We start from the raw sequence: 15,919 nt of genomic DNA on the forward strand, positions 1-15,919 counted from the left end.
CGCGTACCGCGCCGCGTACCGCGCCGCGTACCGCGCCGCGTACCGCGCCGCGTACCGCGCCGCGTACCGCGCCGCGTACCGCGCCGCGTACCGCGTCCCGGTCCCGCGCGCCCGGCCGGCGGCTCCCTGCCGGCGCCTCCCGGGCCGTGCCGCCCGGTGGCCGCCCCGCCTACGCCGACTCCCGCACCACCAGCGACGGCTCGAAGATCACGGACGTCGCCGCCCCCTCCGGCTTCGACAGCCGCTCGATCAGGAGCCGGGCCATCTCGGCGGCCATCGCCTCCACCGGCTGGCGGACCGTGGTCAGCGGCGGGCGGCAGGCGGAGGCGGCGCTGCTGTCGTCGAAGCCGATCACCGCGACGTCCTCCGGCACCCGCTTGCCGCGCTCCCGCAGGACATGGCAGGCGCCCGTCGCCATCAGGTCGTTGGCCGCGAAGACGCCGTCCAGGTCCGGGTGCTCGGTCAGCAGCCGCTCCATCGCGGCCTCACCGCTCTCCTGGGTGAACCGCCCCTCGGCGATCGCGATGTACGGGTGGCCGTTGCGCGCCATCGTGTCGCGGAAGCCGGCCAGCCGCTCCTGCACCGCGGGTACGTCGAGCGGGCCGGTGATGGTCGCGATACGGCGGCAGCCCCGGGCGAGCAGATGCTCGGCGGCGAGCCTCGCCCCGTCCTGGTGGGCGACGTCGACATAGCTGATCCGGGCGGCGCGGGCGGGGCGGGCGTAGAGCACGGCCGGCAGCCCCGCGTCCGTGAGCATCCCCGGCAGCGGGTCCTCCGCGTGCGTCGAGACGACCAGGGCGCCGTCCGCGCTGCCCTGCCGCAGGAACGACACCACGTCCTCCCGGGCCCGTGACGTCTCGGCGAACATCAGTACCGGGTGCATACCGCGCGGACGCAGGTAGTTGACGACCCCGGTCACCACCCGGCCGAAGAAGGGGTCGGCGAAGACCTGTCCCGTGAAGGACGCCCCGCTGCCCGCCTCGGCCCCGTCCGCATCGGCCGGTGGCGCGGTCTCCTCCGCTTCCGGTTCCGGTTCCGGTTCGACGCCCGCGCCCGAGACCACCAGCGCGATGGCGTCGGTGCGCCGGGTCACCAGGGAGCGGGCCGCGCGGTTGGGGGCGTAGCCGGTGAGGGCGACGGCCCGGCGCACCGCCTCCTGGATCACCGGGTCGACATTCCGTACGCCGTTGATCACCCGGGAGACGGTGGCGCGGGACACGCCGGCCGCCTTCGCCACGTCCTCAAGGGTGGGTGTTCCGGCCGGTCGCAGATCATCCGTCATGAGCGCATTTATAGCATCAGCGGAGAGCGCTCTCCATTGTGCTCCGAACCGTTATCGGATCCTTTCCCGGCCGAGTCCGGACCCGCCTGTGCCGTGAGCCCGGCGGTGAGCGGCAGATCGCCCGCCGAACCCCCGCCGAGCAGCGTGAACCCGCCCGGCTCCGTCTCCCAGCCGCCCCGCCGGGGCGCCCAGTGGGCCAGCGCGCGCCCGCTCACCCGGACCACCGCGACCGCGCTCTGCCCGGGGTCCGCCTCGACCGCCGCGTACCCGATGAGCCGGCGCACCGGCCGTTCGACCGCCGAGTCGGTGCGGGCCAGATAGATCTGAACCACCTCCCGGCCGCGCCGCCGCCCGGAGTTGCGCACCCGCACCCGCACGTCGAAGGGTTCCCCGGCCCGCACCGACGCGGGGGCCGTCAGCTCCTCGTACGTCCAGCCGGTGTACCCGAGACCGTGGCCGAACCAGTACGCCGGCTCCGCCCCGGACCGCAGCCAGGCGCGGTAGCCGATGTGCGGGCCCTCCTCGTAGCGCAGCCGCCCGTCGGCGCCGGGCGCGGTTCCGAGCACCGGTACGTCGTGCTGGGCGGCGGCCCAGGTCGTCGGCAGTCGGCCGCCCGGCTCGGTCCGGCCGAACAGGACGTCCGCCAGCCCGTCCCCGGCCTCCTGGCCCGGGAACCAGGCGAGCAGCAGCGCGGGCACCCGGCTGTGCCAGGGCAGGGCGACCGGGCCGCCCGTGTTGACCACGACGACGGTGCGCGGGTTGGCCCGCGCCACCGCCCGCACCAGCGCGTCCTGACCCTCCGGCAGGTCCAGGCTCTCGCGGTCGTGCCCCTCCGACTCGCTCTGTTCCGTCGTGCCCACGACCACCACCGCGACGTCGGCCGCCCGCGCGGCGGACACCGCGTCGGCGAGCGCGGCGGCCGCGTCACCGGCGGGCGGGGCGGCCGCGAGGACCGTCGCGACACCCGACCCCGGGATGAGCGAGCGCCGCGCCACCACCTCCACCTCCCGCCCGGCGGTCAGCTCGGCCCGGCCGGTGTGCAGGGGCGGGGCGACGTGCACCCGGGTCGGGTCGTCGCTGTCCAGCGGGTATGTGCCGGACAGCACCTCCACGCCGTCCACGGACAGCGCGATGTTCCCCCAGCCGCCCACCGCCCAGGTCCACACCCCGCTCTCGGCCGGCCGGAACAGGGCCCGGATCTCGACCAGCGCCGCGTCACCCGCCGGCACCGAGGGCTCCACGATCCGCCCGGACAGCCGGTGCTCGGCGTGCAGCTCGGCCCCCTGCCCGTCGAGCAGCCGCACGAGCACCCCCGGTTCGCCGCTGCGCGGGTCGCGCGTCCGGTCGCGGCCGAGCGGCTCCGGCCGGTCCGACGGCGGCAGACCCGGCCGGTAGGTCACATCGGCCACCCCGTCCAGCGCCCTTTCGATTCCGGCGAGCGGGCTCACCACCTGCTCCGGGAACACCTCCGCGCTGCCCCCGCCCTGGATGCGTACCGCCGTGGCGTGCGGCCCGATGACGGCGACCGAGCCCAGCCCCGCCGGATCCAGCGGCAGCACCCCGCCCTCGTTGCGCAGCAGCACCGCACCGGCCGAAACGGCGCGTCGCAGCAGCGCCCGCCGCGCGTCCTGCGCCAGCACGGGCCGCCGCACCGGCCGGGCCGGGCCCAGCGCACCCACCCGCCCCGCCAGCCTCAGCAGCCTTCGCACCTTGTCGTCGACCGCGTCGGCGGACACCAGGCCCTGGTCCAGCGCGGCGAGCAGACCGGCCGCCCAGGGGCTGTCCGGGCCCGGCATCGCCAGGTCCTGGCCGGAGCGCGCGGCGTCCAAGAGGGTGCGCACGCCTCCCCAGTCGGAGACCACGAGCCCGTCGAACCCCCAGTCGTCCTTGAGGGGGTGCTCCAGGAGCGGGGAGGCGGACATCGTGACGCCGCCTACCTTGTTGTACGCGGACATGACCGCCCAGACCCCGGCCGCGACCGCCTCCTCGAATGGGGCGAGGTAGACCTCGTGCAGCGTCCGCTCGTCCATGTGGACGTCGACGTGCAGGCGGTCCGTCTCGGCGTCGTTGCCGACGAAGTGCTTGGCGGTGGCCGCGACCCCGCCCGACTGGATGCCCCTGATGAGGGCCGCACCGGTCCGCCCGGTGAGCAGCGGGTCCTCGGAGAAGCACTCGAAGTGCCGGCCGCCCAGCGGTGAGCGGTGCAGATTCAGGGTGGGGGCCAGGAGCACGTCGACGCCCTTGCGTCTCGCCTCCGAGGCGAGCAGGGCGCCGAGATCGGTCAGCAGCCGCTCGTCCCAGGAGGCGGCGAGCGCGGTGGGGGAGGGGAGGACGAGCGAGGTCTCCCGTTCGTCCCAGGCCTCGCCGCGCACACCGGCCGGCCCGTCCGAGAGGGTGAGCGGCCGCAGCCCGACAGCCCCTTCGCCGTACGTACGCCAGGTGCTCGCCCCCGTCAGCAGACGGACCTTCTGGGCCGCGTCGAGCTTGTCGAGCAGCGGATCGGTCTCTTCGTCCGTCATGGCGGCCATGCTCCTTCGTGCACAGCGCCCCCATATGCTGGAGAGCGCTCTCCCGGGCTGTGGTGCCCAGCGTTGCTGGCCGACGCCGACCGTGTCAATGGGGGCAGGGGCGGGCCGCGGCGGACTCCGGGGCACGCGCCGCCGCGACCACGGCCCCGCGCGCCCAGTGGTACGGCGGCGGCTGTCGGAAGGAGGTGTCCGCCTCTCACACGGCTTTCAGCTCGCCGAGACGCCGACCGTGCCGCGCGGTGTGCAGCCCGCGGACTCCTCCCGGAGTTCAGGCTCGGATGCGCGGGGAGCGGGCAACTCGACGGCGACGCGCGCCTGCTCGCGGTCACCGCCCGGGTCACTGGGAAGGCCGTCGGCGCTTCCGAACGCTCCCTGGGCATCGCCTCGCCGCTCACCTTCGCCGTGCGCTGACCGAGCGCGCCCCGCACGCCCCGCGCACGCCCTCCGGGGCGGTGGCCGGAACGTACGGTGGCCTTGTCATCACCCGCTGTTTGCACATAAGTTGACCGCTTGCGACATGTCCTACAGCCAGTGGGGGAGCCAAGTCATGGCCGTGAACGGACGGCACCGCAGATATCAGCCGAGCCGCATCAACCGCGTTTCGCTCACGGTCACGGCAGGAGGTGCGGGGCTCGCGCTCCCGCTCATCGCGGCCGCGTCGGCCGGCGCGGCGTCGGCGGACGTGTGGGACAAGGTCGCCGCGTGCGAGTCCACGGGCAACTGGCACATAAATTCCGGCAACGGCTACTTCGGCGGGCTCCAGTTCACCCGCTCCACCTGGGCGGCGTACGGCGGAACGGTCTACGCGGCACGCGCCGACCTGGCCACCCGGGAACAGCAGATCGCCATCGCGGAGAAGGTCCTGGAGGGCCAGGGGCCGGGGGCCTGGCCGGTCTGCTCCGGGAAGGCCGGTCTGACCCAGGGCGGCGACTCGCCCGACGTCAGCCCGCAGAGCGAGCGCACGGCGCGGGTCACGACGCCGAAGAAGCCGGACAGCGCCTCCTCGCCCCCGCGCAAGGCGCAGACGAAGCCGGCCGCGGCGACGCCGACGCACGTGCCGGGCAAGCGGGACTCGTACACCGTGACGCCGGGCGACTCGCTCTCCGGGATCGCCGTCGAACGGCACCTCGAAGGCGGCTGGCAGCGCCTCTACGCGGCGAACCGCAAGGTCGTCGGTGACAACCCGGACCTGATCTTCCCGGGCCAGCGCCTGAGCCTGGACCTGGCCGGGACCCCGAGGACGGCCACGAAGGCAGAGCCGAGGACGGCCACGAAGGCCGAACCCGAGGCCGCGGCGAGGACAACCCCGAAGGCCGCCCCGAAGACGGCCCCGAAATCAGCCCCGACGACGGCCCCGAAGCCGCAGCAGAAGACGCAGCAGGCCAGGCCGCAGCCGAAGAAGACCGAGACGCCGAAGACCCAGGCGCACAAGACCGAGACCCACAAGACCCAGGCGCGGAAGCACACCTCGCTCACCGCTCCGGTCGCGGCCCGCACCGGCACGCCGTACCACCAGGCCGGTTCCTGGTCCAGCGGCTACCACACAGGGGTCGACTTCCCCGTGCCCACCGGCACCTCGGTGAAGTCGGTGGCGGCCGGCACCGTCGTGTCGGCGGGCTGGGCGGGGCCGTACGGCTACCAGGTCGTCATCCGCCACAGCGACGGCAAGTACAGCCAGTACGCGCACCTGTCCTCGTTACTGGTGCGCGGCGGGCAGCACGTCGGCGGTGGCCAGCGGATCGCCCGCTCCGGCGCCACCGGCAACGTCACCGGACCGCACCTGCACTTCGAGGTCCGTACCGGCCCCGACTACGGCTCCGACATCGACCCGCTGGCCTACCTCAGGGCGGGCGGCGTCAAGGTCTGAACGCCCTTGCGGTCACCGGCCTCCGGGCCGGCGGCCCCTGCGGGCGGCCCGGTCCTGTGCCCGCCGCCGGCAGGCGGGGCGAACTCCACCCGGCTGCCCAGCCGGTCCAGCGGCATCCGCACGGGCAGCGGAAGCGCCGGGGGAGCCGTCACCGGCCGCGGACCCGCGGGTTCGGGAAGGGAGGCGGCGGCCGGCACCGGCAGGGTGCCCGCCGGAGCCGCTGAACCGGCGGCGGGCCCGTCGAAATCCCCGGCCTCCCCACTCACGGCCGAAGGCACGCCGACGGCGGGCGCGGTGGCGGCCGAGAGCCCTCCCGGGCCCTGCGGCGCCGGCTCCAGGCGCTCCACGCCCATGCGCTCCCTGGTCAGCATGATCAGCCCGCCGGCCGCGACCACCCCGCAGGCCAGGGCGAGCACCGTGCCCGTGGCGCCGTGCCGGAACTGCTCGCCGAACAGCGTGATGCCGACCGCCGCGGCCACCACCGGGTTCACCACGGTCACCGTGGCCAGCGGAGCCGTGAGCCCCGCACCCCGGTAGGCCGCCTGGCACAGCAGCAGACCGGCGCCGGCGAGCGCCGCGATCACCAGCAGGGTCGGCAGCCCCGACCCCACGGAACCGGCCGTCCACTCCATGGCCACCGTCTTCGTGTACACCGACGCGATACCGAACGCGACGCCCGCCGCCCCCGCCAGCACCACACTGCGCATCACCGGCCGGCGCATCGCCCGGGAGAGCAGAACGAGCGCCGCCACCGCGCCGAAGGTCACGACGGCCAGCATCAACTGCTGCGGACGGCCCAGGGAGTGCGCGTCGGAACTGCCGGTCAGCGCGAGCAGTCCGGCGAGCCCCACCGTCGCCATGACCGCGCCGCGCCAGGCAGTGGCCCCGGCCCTGCGCCCCACGAACAGGGCCGCCATCGGCAGCGCGAAGACGATCGTCAACGCTCCCAGCGGCTGGACGAGGCTGAGCGGGCCGTACGCCAGCGCCACCACGTGCAGGACCGCGCCCACGCCGTTCAGCGTGACCGCCACCCACCAGACACGGTCGCGCAGCGGTGCGAGAGAACGGCCGTCGGAGGCGGTGGCCACGCGCTCCTGGACGATCGCCCCGGCCGCGTAGGCGACCGCGGAGACCAGTGACAGCAGCACGGACAGCGCGAGGGAACTCATGTACACCACGATCCCCTTTTTCAGCCGCCGCGTCGTCGTCCCTGAGGCGGCGATCCGGCGTACTGCTTTGGTAGTACGGGAACAGTCAGGGTGTCCTCCTCTTGACGGTAGTCCTCCTCGCGGCGCACGTCAGAACGATCAACCCGGCTCCACCCGTGGTGGCACGCGCGGTCGCGCACCGTACCTTCACGTCATCGGCCGGAAGGGGACGGTCGGACCCCTTGACGCGGATCACGGCGGACTCGAAGAATGAGCGCGCTCTGACAACGTTGTCCTAAGGAGTAACCCCATGCATCGGACCCCACGGCCGAGACTGCGCGGCCCGGCGGCCGCACTCGCCGCCGCCGCACTCCTGGGCGGTGTCCTCCTCCCCGGGGCCACGGCCGAGGCCGCCCCGAGGAGCGACGGCCGGCTGACCGACCTGGTCAACCCGTTCATCGGCACCCAGAACGAGGGCAACACCTATCCCGGCGCCTCCGTGCCCTTCGGCATGGTGCAGCTCTCCCCGGACACCGGCCACAACACCGGCTACGACTACGGGGAGGACCACATCCGCGGCTTCTCCTCCGTCCACCTCTCCGGCGTCGGCTGCGGGCTGGGCGGCGACCTGCCGACGCTGCCCACCACCGGGGACGTCACCGAGACCGACTACGCGAAGTACGCGGCGGAGTTCAGCCACGACGACGAGAAGGCGAGCCCCGGCTACTACAAGGTCGGGCTGGGCACCGGCATCGAGGCCGAGCTGACCGCCACCCCGCGCACCGGGGTGCAGCGCTACACCTTCCCGGCCACCGACAAGGCCAACGTGCTGCTCAACGCGGGCCAGTCGCTGCACCGGACGGTCTCCTCCGAGGTGGAGATCCTGGACAGCCGTACCGTGCGGACCGCCATCACCGGCAGCGGCTTCTGCCAGGACACCAAGCAGTACACCCTCTACACGGTCACCCGCTTCGACCGGCCGTTCACCACCTCCGGCACCTGGAACGGCGGCACCGTCACCGAGGGCTCGAAGAAGTCCACGGCCGCCGACGCCCGCAACGGCGCCTGGCTGCGGTTCGACACCACCGAGGACCGCACGGTCGAGGCCACCACCGCCCTGAGCTACGTCGACGCCAAGGGCGCCGCGCTCAACCTCCGTGCCGAGGGCGGCCGCAGCTTCGACCGCGTCCAGCGGGCCGCGCAGCGCACCTGGGAGGACCGGCTCGAAGGTGTGAAGGCCAAGGGCGGCAGCGACGAACTGCGCCGCACCTTCTACTCCTCCCTCTACCGGTCCTTCCTCGCGCCCAACGTGGGCAGCGACGTGGACGGCCGCTACACCGGCTGGGACCAGGAGAAGCACCGGGCGAAGGGCTTCACCTACTACCAGAACTGGTCGCTCTGGGACACCTACCGCACCCAGGCCCAACTGCTCTCGCTACTCGCCCCGCGCGAGTCCCGCGACATGGCGATATCCGTCCTGCGCATCGACGCGGAGAGCGGCTGGCTGCCGAAGTGGGGCTACGGCACGGTCGAGACGAACATCATGACGGGTGACCCGGTCACCCCCTTCCTCACCAACGCCTACCAGCAGGGACTGCTGAAGGGGTACGAGGAGGAGGCGTACCGGGCGCTGAAGAAGAACGCGGACGGGGTGCCGCCCGCCGACTCCGCGCCGGTCGGCCGGGAGGCCAACGTCCAGTACCTGGCGGACGGCTTCGCTCCGTACATCAAGGACCGTGAGCACGCCAAGCCGGGCGACTCGGACTTCGACCACGGCGCCTCCGCCACCCTGGAATACGCCCTGGCCGACGGCATGCTCGCCGAGATGGCGCGCGACCTCGGCCACGACGCCGACGCCGCGCGCTACGAGGCCCGCGCCCAGAACTACCGGAAGATCTTCGACCCCTCGACGGGCTTCTTCCGCGCCCGCGACACCTCCGGCGCGTTCACCGGCCCCGCCGACCCGGCCGAGAGCGAGGGCTTCCACGAGGGCACGTCCTGGCAGTACCAGTGGATGGTCCCGCAGGACATCCCCGGCATGGTCGGCCTGATCGGCGGGAAGGGCGCCGCGAACGAGCGGCTCGACTCGTTCTTCGCGTACGACCGGCTCCTCGCCGATCCGGCGAAGACGGCCCGAGAGGTATGGGTGAACGGCCCGTACGCGTACTACAACGCCGACAAGTACAACCCGCAGAACGAGCCCGACCTCATCGCCCCGTACACCTACCTGTCCACCGGTCAGCCGTGGAAGACGACCGATGTGGTGCACGCGGCCCTGACGCTCTTCACCAACGGCCCGACGGGCATGACGGGCAACGACGACCTGGGCACGATGTCGGCCTGGATGGTGCTGTCGTCCATCGGGGTCTTCCCGGTCCAGCCCGGCACCGACACCTGGGGCCTGTCCACGCCCGCGTTCGAGCGCGTCGACATCAGGCTCGACCGCCGCTTCTACCCGCGCGGCGCGCTGACCGTCAGCGCCCCCGGTACCTCCGGCACCGACCGCTACATCCAGTCCGCCCGGCTCGACGGCGCACCCCGGGCGCGTACGTACCTGACCACGGACGACATCCGCTCGGCCCGCTTGCTCTCCTTCACGGTGGGCGCCGAGCCGTCGGCGTGGGGAACCTCACCCGAGGACGCCCCGCCCGCCCTGGGCTGAGCCGGCGGCGGCACGGCCGAGCGCCCTTCCTCCCGTCCGGACGGGAAGAAGGGCGTTCGGTATTCGTGGTTCGGACAGCCCTCAGCCGGGAAGGCCCGGGTCGATCGCCTCGGCGACGCTCGGGAAGACCGGGAGCGCGGAGTCGAGTCCCAGTACGCCGATCAGCCGCTCCATGAAGACGGAGGGCGCGGCCAGTCGCAGCCTGGGGCCGAGCGCGGTCTGCCCCTGAAGGAGCACGTTCACCGTGGTGGAGTCGGCGAAACTCACATCCGAGAGGTCGACGACGACCGGCCCGGTGCCCTCCAGCGACGCGTTCTCCAGCGCCGCGCCGAGAGGCGCGACGTTGTCGATGTCGAGGTCGCCGGTTACCGCGAGCACCAGCGCCCCCCGTTCGTGACGTGGGACGATCTGCATGGTGCGGCCGGCGCTGGGGGGTGGAAGCACGTTCACCTCGTGATGCACTGGACGGTGGGGAAACACCGGATCAGGCGGACGGTCCGATTCTGCCCCGTGCCTGCTCGCGGCGGGAATGCTCAACGATAAAAGTAACAGTTGCCATTTGACAACATTCTTCATCGGACAACAATCTGTACCGAACGATCAACGAGTCGCCCGTCCCGGGAGCGCCTCAGAAACGCGGAAGCAGGGCTGCATGAAGCTAGGCGCTGTCCGCGACGTCGTCGCGAAGCCGCGCGGCCGGACTCCGGTCGCCGGTGAGCCGCTGCGATGCCGCCGAGCGGAATGCGGTGAGCCCCACGGCCAGAGCCGCCACCTCGGAGGGCTGCATTCTTTCCAGTACGGCGGTGAGCTCCCGGGTACGGATCGCCCGGTACTCCTCCAAGAGCTCCCGGCCCCTGCGGGTCAGGCGCAGCTCGACCTCCCGGCGGCTCGTCGGGCTCGGGTCCCGCTGGACCAGGCCCATGGCCTCCATCCGGTCGCAGAGCCGGCTCACCGAGGGTGCCCGCGAGCCCAGCGCCTCACCGAGCGAGCGGAGGTTGCTCCCCTCCTGCTGCTCGATGACGAGCAGCGCGCGAAGCTGGGAGGGGGAGACGACGCCGAGCGCGGCAGCCTCCTGGCCCCGGCCCCACAACACCTCCAGAAGCTCGGACGCGGCACAGACGTCCTCGGACACCTGTTCAGGGCGGTGAGGAAGTCCGGTGCGGTGGGGCATTCTTCCACTCTGTCACCCGTAACGTGCTCCTGTCAGCCTGGCTCCGTCCCCGCCACCCACCGAAGAATGGGCGAAACAGCGTGAATGCCCACACGGAGATCGAACGAGCGCTACGCGCGGCGGCACCGTACGCCCTGGTCGGGACGGTGCGCGACTTCCTCGCGGACAAATACGGCGCACGCTCGGTGCAGCTGCTGCTGGCGGACTACGGAATGACCGTGCTCAACCCGGTCGACCCCTCGGACGGCCTCGGCCAGCCGCTCTCGGTGCACAACAGCCCCCAGGGCCGCGCCTTCGGCAGCCAGCGCCCGCACGAGGGACGGACCGGGCCCGACGACGCGGCCGACCACTACTTTCCGGTCACCGTCCGGGGTGAGCGCCTCGGCATCCTCACCGTCCGGCTGCCGTCCGCCCGCTCCACCCCGCACGTCATGGACGATCTCACGCATGTGGCCGAACTTCTGGGGCACGAGCTGGTCGTCGCCGAGCGGGAGACCGACCACTATCAGCGGGCCCGCCGCACCACGCGCCTGACCCTCGCCGCCGAAATGCAGTGGCAGCTGCTTCCCGCCCGGTCGTTCACCGCCCCGGAGTACGCCATAGGGGCCCAGCTCGAACCCGCCTACGCCATCCACGGCGACAACTTCGACTGGGCGGCGGAGGGCGACCAGCTCAGCGTGGCCGTGACCAACGGCCTGGGCGAGGGCATCCGCGCCTCCCTGCTCACCAACCTCGCCGTGAACGCGCTGCGCAACGCCAGGAGAGCCGGGATCGGCATCGCGGACCAGGCGGCCCTCGCCGACCAGGCCATCTACGACCAGCACCGCGGCGCCGCCCACGTGTCCACCCTGCTGCTCCGCTTCGACCTGGCCACCGGGGCGGTCGACGCCGTGGACGCGGGCTCCCCGCAGCTGTGGCGGCTGCGCGGCCGCACGGTGACGCGGGTGGCCCTGGACGCCCAGCTGCCGCTGGGGATGTTCGAGGAGTCGCAGTACGTCGTCCAGCACCTCCAGGCCCGCCCCGGGGACCGGCTGCTGCTCGTCAGCGACGGGGTCTACGACGCGGTGTCACCGCTCGGCGAGAAGTACGCGGAACGCGGTCTGGCCAGGGCGGTCCTCGCCACCCGGCTGCTGCCGGCCGCCGCGGTGCCGGGGGCGGTGCTGCGGGAACTCGCGGAGCACCGCTCGTCGGACACGCTCGACGACGCGCTGGTCATGTGCATCGACTGGTTCGGCCGGCAGGACGCCCGGGGCTGAGCCCGCGACGGGCGCCGCGGGCCCGCTCAGCTGCTGAGCGTGAACTCGGCCCGGATGCGCTTGCCGACCGGCACCCGCTCGGCGGTGACCCGGTCGCACAGGGCCACCACGATCTCCATTCCATGACCGCCCAGGCGGCTCGGATCGGGGGCGTAGAACACCGGCAGCGCGCTGCTGCTGTCGTACACCGTGATACTGATCCGCTCCGCGGTGCCCTCCAGCTCCAGCAGGTACGGGCCGTGGCTGTAGCGCTCGGCGTTGGTGACCAGCTCGCTCACCGCCAGCATCAGGTCATTGCGGGTGTGGGTGCCGAGCACCGCCATCCACTCGGACACCAGCCTGACCAGGAAACGGTCGGCCAGTGCCCGTGCCTGGGAAATGCACCCCGGCTCGCCGTCGAACACTTCGGCGCTGTGCAATGCCTCCGTGGGCGGACAGCTCCGGGGGGAGTCGTCCGGCCGGGAGATCGCCTGTTCGTTCATGTGCTCCAGCCAGGGCGCAGCGGGGAGGTCGAAGACCTCTTTCTGCTGATCGTGTACCCGCGTCGGGAGATCCCACTCCCAAGCATCTTCAGCGAATATTACGCGCGGCCGGGAAGCCGCACCACGGTGAGGAAGAACTCGTCGATCTGGCGCACGGCCGCCATGAACTGGTCGAGGTCGACCGGCTTGGTGACGTAGGCGTTGGCGTGCAGTTTGTAGCTGCGCAGGATGTCCTCCTCGGCGGAGGACGTGGTCAGCACGACGACCGGGATGAGGGAGAGCACGGGGTCCTGCTTGATCTGCTCCAGGACCTGGCGGCCGTCGTACTTGGGGAGGTTGAGGTCGAGCAGGATCAGATCGGGGCGGGGTGCCTCGGCGTGCGCGCCCCGGCGGTAGAGGAAATCGAGCGCCTCCTCGCCGTCCCGCGCCACGTGGAGCGTGTTGCGGATCTTGTTGTCCTGGAACGCCTCGCGCGTCATCAGCTCGTCGCCGGGGTCGTCCTCGACGAGAAGGATCTCGATGGGCAGTACGGAGGTGTTCACGCGGTCTCTCCGGAGATCTCGGCTGGGAGGGTCGGGCCGGCCGGCTCCGCGGGGGCGTCGGCCGGCAGGAGGAAGTGGATACGGGCGCCCCGGCGGGACTCCGGATCGAGCCAGATCCGGCCGCCGTGGAACTCGATGATCTTGCGGCACAGGGCGAGGCCGATGCCCGTGCCCTCGTACTCGTCGCGGGGGTGCAGCCGCTGGAAGATGACGAAGACCTTCTCCGCGAACTCGGGCGCGATGCCGATGCCGTTGTCCGTCATGGTGAGGTGCCAGTCGTCGCCCTCCCGCTCGCAGCCGACCGTGATCACGCACGGCTCGTCCGGGCGGCGGAACTTCACGGCGTTCCCGACCAGGTTCTGCCAGATCATCGTGAGCGTCGTGGGGTCCCCGGTGACCGAGGGGAGGGGGGCGGCACGGACGACCGTGGTCCCCGACTCCTCGATCACCAGCGCCAGATTGGCCAGCGCCCGGTCCAGCGTCCCGTCCAGGTCGACAGGGTTCCACCGGTCGTGGACGCGCCCGACCCGGGAGAACGTGAGCAGGTCGTTGATGAGTACCTGCATGCGCTTGGCGCCGTCGACGGCGAAGTCGATGTACTGCTTGCCCCGGCCGTCCAGCTCCGTGCCGTACCGTTTCTCCAGCAGCTGGCAGAACGACGCCACCTTGCGCAGCGGCTCCTGGAGGTCGTGCGAGGCGACGTAGGCGAACTGCTCCAGTTCGGAGTTGGACCTGCGCAGCTCCACCGTCTGCTGTGCGAGCAGTTCCTCCCGCTCCTGCGCGGCGTCGACCTCCGCCACCAGCCGGCTGCGCATGTCCTCGACCGCCGCGGCCACCGCCCGTACGTCGGACGGCCCGCGCACCTCGATGCGGCGCCGGCGGAAGCTGCCCGAGCGGACTCTCCCGGACGCCTCGGCCAGTGCGTTCAACGGGCGCCCCACCATGCGTTGCAGCAGCACGCTGAGCGAGATCACGCACACCACGAAGCCGATCACCAGGGCGATCAGCACCCGGTCGCGGGTGTGGCGGGCGTCGTCCAGCTGGGCGCGTGCCCGGTCCCGGGCGGCATCGAGATGCGCCTGCTGGGTGCCGTAGAGCTGTCGCAGCCGGTCGAAGGCGGCCTTGCTCTCCGTGGTCCGCTCCGAGGAGCGGCCCCCGGGTCCGTCGCGGCGGACGACGGCGATCAGCGGGTCGGCGTGCACCCTGCGCCACTCCGCGGAGGCCGCGGCGATCCGGTCCAGGTCGCGGTTGTACGGCGCGCTGTCACCCATCGCGGCGCGCACCCGGGCCAGCCGGTTTTGTTCGGCCTCCTTGCCCGCGGCGAACGGCTCCAGGAACGAGGCGTCACCGGTCAGCGCGTAGCCGCGTACGCCCGTCTCCTGGTCGAGCAGCGCGTTCTGCAGCTGGAAGGAGGCGGAGCGGGCCGGCTGGATACGGTCCACCAGCTCGGTGGTCCGGTCGGAGATCCGGGACAGGACCAGCCCCCCGGCCACCAGACAGCCGCAGACGACGAGTACGAAACAGCCCAGGATCAGGTGGACCCAGTTCTGGACGGACAGACGCGCCCGGAATCCGGCCGCTTTCGCGGTGGTGTCGGGTATGTCACCGCTCATGGGTGGTGCTCCAGCCGAGGTGCAGGACGGCCACGTCGTCGGCGAGCCCCCCGTGCGGCGCCGCCGCCTGAGCGGCGCCCGCGACGAGTGCGTCGACGAACGGGCGGGCGGCGAGGCGGGCCTGGTCCCGGGCCATGCCGAGGAGTCCTTCCTCGCCCAGCCGGGTGTCCGGACCGTTGCGCCCCTCGAAGAGGCCGTCGGTGAACAGGACGAGCGCGGCGCCGGGCGTGAGTTCCATGTCGTTGACCGGCCACTGGCCGTGCCCGGGAAGCAGCCCGAGCGCCATTCCGCCCTCGGGCTCCACCCACTCGACGTCCCCGCCCTGCCGCAGCAGCAGCCCCGGATGGCCGGCCCGGACGACGCGGACCCGGTCCCCGCCGGGCGGAAAGACCAGCGAGGTGACGGTCGCGAAGACATGGGGATCGGAACGCTCGGCGACCAGGATCGACTCCAGCAGCCCGAGCTGTTCCAGCGGATCGGTTCCGCACAGCACGGCCGTGCGCCAGGCCACGCGCAGGCACACCCCGAGCGCCGCCTCCGCCGCACCGTGCCCCGACACATCGCCGATGACCGCCCGGACCGTGCCGTCGGCCGTCTGCACCACGTCGTAGAAGTCACCGCTGAGCAGACCGTGGGCGCGGCCCGGCTCGTAGCGGGCGACGGCCTGGAAGCTGTCGTCGTTCAGCAGCGGTATGGGCAGCAGGCCGCGTTCTAGGCGCGCGTTCTCCTGCGCCATCAGCTGGTTGGCCCGCAGAGCGGAGGCCGCCCGCTCGACCTGCTTGCGCTGGAGGGCGTAGCGGATCGCGCGCGACAGCGCCTGCGGATCGAGCCTGCCCTTCACGAGGTAGTCCTGCGCCCCGGTCGCCACGGCCTTCAGACCCGCGTCCGCCTCCGCGAGACCGGTCAGGACCACGATCGCGGCGTCCTGGGACGTCTCGACGATCTGTGTGACGGCCCGCAGCCCGTGGACGTCGGGCAGATGCAGGTCGAGCAGGACACAGACGGGCGCCCGGTGCGAGCGCAGATACGCCAGCGCCTCGGACAGCGTCTTGCACCAGGTCAGCGCCGAGTCCAGCTCACCGTCGGCGAGCATCTCCTCGACGAGCAGCGCGTCACCCGCGTCGTCCTCGACGAGCAGGATGGAACCGTTGACGTCCCAGACGGAGCCCCGGCCGTCGGCCTCGTGGGCCGTCTGGACCGGAAGGGAGGCAGGGACGGGAGGCCGAGCGGGGGCGCTCATGCGCATCTCAGCCACGCTTCACCCTCTCGTTGCCACCTGGCGGGCCGCCCGCCGGTGTGCCCCGCAGCATATGTGAACGACGCCCTCCGCTCTGCCGTCGGGCGTCGTCCGCTGCGTCTTCGGCCACA

12 protein-coding genes are annotated in these 15,919 nt (G+C 72.5%); 3 read left to right on the forward strand and 9 right to left on the reverse strand.

The genetic code is table 11. From position 1 onward, the window contains the following. Positions 1-169: 169 nt before the first annotated feature. Positions 170-1,282: a LacI family DNA-binding transcriptional regulator gene (locus tag B082_RS0122990; RefSeq protein ID WP_026250094.1), complete on the reverse strand. Its 1,113-nt coding sequence runs from the start codon at positions 1,280-1,282 to the stop codon at positions 170-172. Between the two features lie 8 nt (positions 1,283-1,290). Then, positions 1,291-3,810 carry a beta-glucosidase gene (locus B082_RS0122995; RefSeq protein ID WP_018554151.1) on the reverse strand — a complete coding sequence of 840 codons (2,520 nt, stop codon included), beginning with the start codon at positions 3,808-3,810 and terminating at the stop codon, positions 1,291-1,293. 547 nt (positions 3,811-4,357) lie between these two features. Between B082_RS0122995 and B082_RS0123000 the strand changes: the two genes are divergently transcribed. Further along, the gene (locus tag B082_RS0123000; protein WP_018554152.1) at positions 4,358-5,677 is read left to right on the forward strand and encodes a transglycosylase family protein; all 1,320 of its coding nucleotides are present in this window, start codon (positions 4,358-4,360) and stop codon (positions 5,675-5,677) included. Here B082_RS0123000 and B082_RS0123005 read toward each other — a convergent pair. Then, positions 5,647-6,855 (reverse strand): DMT family transporter, encoded by a 1,209-nt coding sequence (locus B082_RS0123005; protein WP_018554153.1) that lies wholly within the window; start codon positions 6,853-6,855, stop codon positions 5,647-5,649. The two genes, B082_RS0123000 and B082_RS0123005, sit on opposite strands and share 31 nt — an antisense overlap. Before the next feature lie 280 nt (positions 6,856-7,135). On the opposite strand from B082_RS0123005, the gene B082_RS0123010 reads away from it, so the two are divergent. After that, complete coding sequence (locus B082_RS0123010) at positions 7,136-9,487, forward strand: GH92 family glycosyl hydrolase (RefSeq protein ID WP_018554154.1); 2,352 nt, start codon at positions 7,136-7,138, stop codon at positions 9,485-9,487. A gap of 81 nt (positions 9,488-9,568) precedes the next feature. Here the strand turns inward: B082_RS0123010 and B082_RS0123015 are convergent, their stop codons facing one another. Both B082_RS0123015 and B082_RS0123020 read right to left on the reverse strand, forming a co-directional pair. Further along, a complete protein-coding gene (locus B082_RS0123015; protein ID WP_018554155.1) occupies positions 9,569-9,901 on the reverse strand; it encodes an STAS domain-containing protein in 333 nt (110 codons plus the stop codon). A 244-nt stretch (positions 9,902-10,145) separates the two neighbouring features. Next, the gene (locus B082_RS0123020; protein ID WP_026250096.1) at positions 10,146-10,658 is read right to left on the reverse strand and encodes a MarR family transcriptional regulator; all 513 of its coding nucleotides are present in this window, start codon (positions 10,656-10,658) and stop codon (positions 10,146-10,148) included. An 80-nt stretch (positions 10,659-10,738) separates the two neighbouring features. Here B082_RS0123020 and B082_RS0123025 point away from each other — a divergent pair, with 80 nt between their 5' ends. Then, positions 10,739-11,914: a PP2C family protein-serine/threonine phosphatase gene (locus B082_RS0123025; protein WP_018554157.1), complete on the forward strand. Its 1,176-nt coding sequence runs from the start codon at positions 10,739-10,741 to the stop codon at positions 11,912-11,914. Between the two features lie 26 nt (positions 11,915-11,940). Here B082_RS0123025 and B082_RS0123030 read toward each other — a convergent pair whose 3' ends face one another. The 4 genes from B082_RS0123030 to B082_RS0123045 form a co-directional block, all read right to left on the reverse strand. Beyond that, positions 11,941-12,396, reverse strand: coding sequence for an ATP-binding protein (locus B082_RS0123030; protein ID WP_018554158.1), 456 nt, complete (start codon positions 12,394-12,396; stop codon positions 11,941-11,943). A 98-nt stretch (positions 12,397-12,494) separates the two neighbouring features. Then, complete coding sequence (locus B082_RS0123035) at positions 12,495-12,938, reverse strand: response regulator (RefSeq protein ID WP_018554159.1); 444 nt, start codon at positions 12,936-12,938, stop codon at positions 12,495-12,497. After that, the gene (locus B082_RS0123040) at positions 12,935-14,551 is read right to left on the reverse strand and encodes a sensor histidine kinase (RefSeq protein WP_018554160.1); all 1,617 of its coding nucleotides are present in this window, start codon (positions 14,549-14,551) and stop codon (positions 12,935-12,937) included. The genes B082_RS0123035 and B082_RS0123040 overlap by 4 nt, the downstream gene beginning before the upstream one ends. Beyond that, complete coding sequence (locus B082_RS0123045) at positions 14,541-15,797, reverse strand: PP2C family protein-serine/threonine phosphatase (protein ID WP_018554161.1); 1,257 nt, start codon at positions 15,795-15,797, stop codon at positions 14,541-14,543. The genes B082_RS0123040 and B082_RS0123045 overlap by 11 nt, the downstream gene beginning before the upstream one ends. Between the last annotated feature and the right edge of the window lie 122 nt (positions 15,798-15,919).

It is taken from the genome of Streptomyces sp. ATexAB-D23 (genome assembly GCF_000373645.1).
In the GTDB taxonomy this organism is placed as follows: domain Bacteria; phylum Actinomycetota; class Actinomycetes; order Streptomycetales; family Streptomycetaceae; genus Streptomyces; species Streptomyces castrisilvae.

Coding starts and splice junctions, on each gene's coding strand:
- B082_RS0122990 (WP_026250094.1), bottom strand. CDS start 1,282: ATGACGGATGATCTGCGACCGGCCGGAACACCCACCCTTGAGGACGTG.
- B082_RS0122995 (WP_018554151.1), bottom strand. CDS start 3,810: ATGGCCGCCATGACGGACGAAGAGACCGATCCGCTGCTCGACAAGCTC.
- B082_RS0123000 (WP_018554152.1), top strand. CDS start 4,358: ATGGCCGTGAACGGACGGCACCGCAGATATCAGCCGAGCCGCATCAAC.
- B082_RS0123010 (WP_018554154.1), top strand. CDS start 7,136: ATGCATCGGACCCCACGGCCGAGACTGCGCGGCCCGGCGGCCGCACTC.
- B082_RS0123015 (WP_018554155.1), bottom strand. CDS start 9,901: ATGCAGATCGTCCCACGTCACGAACGGGGGGCGCTGGTGCTCGCGGTA.
- B082_RS0123020 (WP_026250096.1), bottom strand. CDS start 10,658: ATGCCCCACCGCACCGGACTTCCTCACCGCCCTGAACAGGTGTCCGAG.
- B082_RS0123030 (WP_018554158.1), bottom strand. CDS start 12,396: ATGAACGAACAGGCGATCTCCCGGCCGGACGACTCCCCCCGGAGCTGT.
- B082_RS0123040 (WP_018554160.1), bottom strand. CDS start 14,551: ATGAGCGGTGACATACCCGACACCACCGCGAAAGCGGCCGGATTCCGG.
- B082_RS0123045 (WP_018554161.1), bottom strand. CDS start 15,797: ATGCGCATGAGCGCCCCCGCTCGGCCTCCCGTCCCTGCCTCCCTTCCG.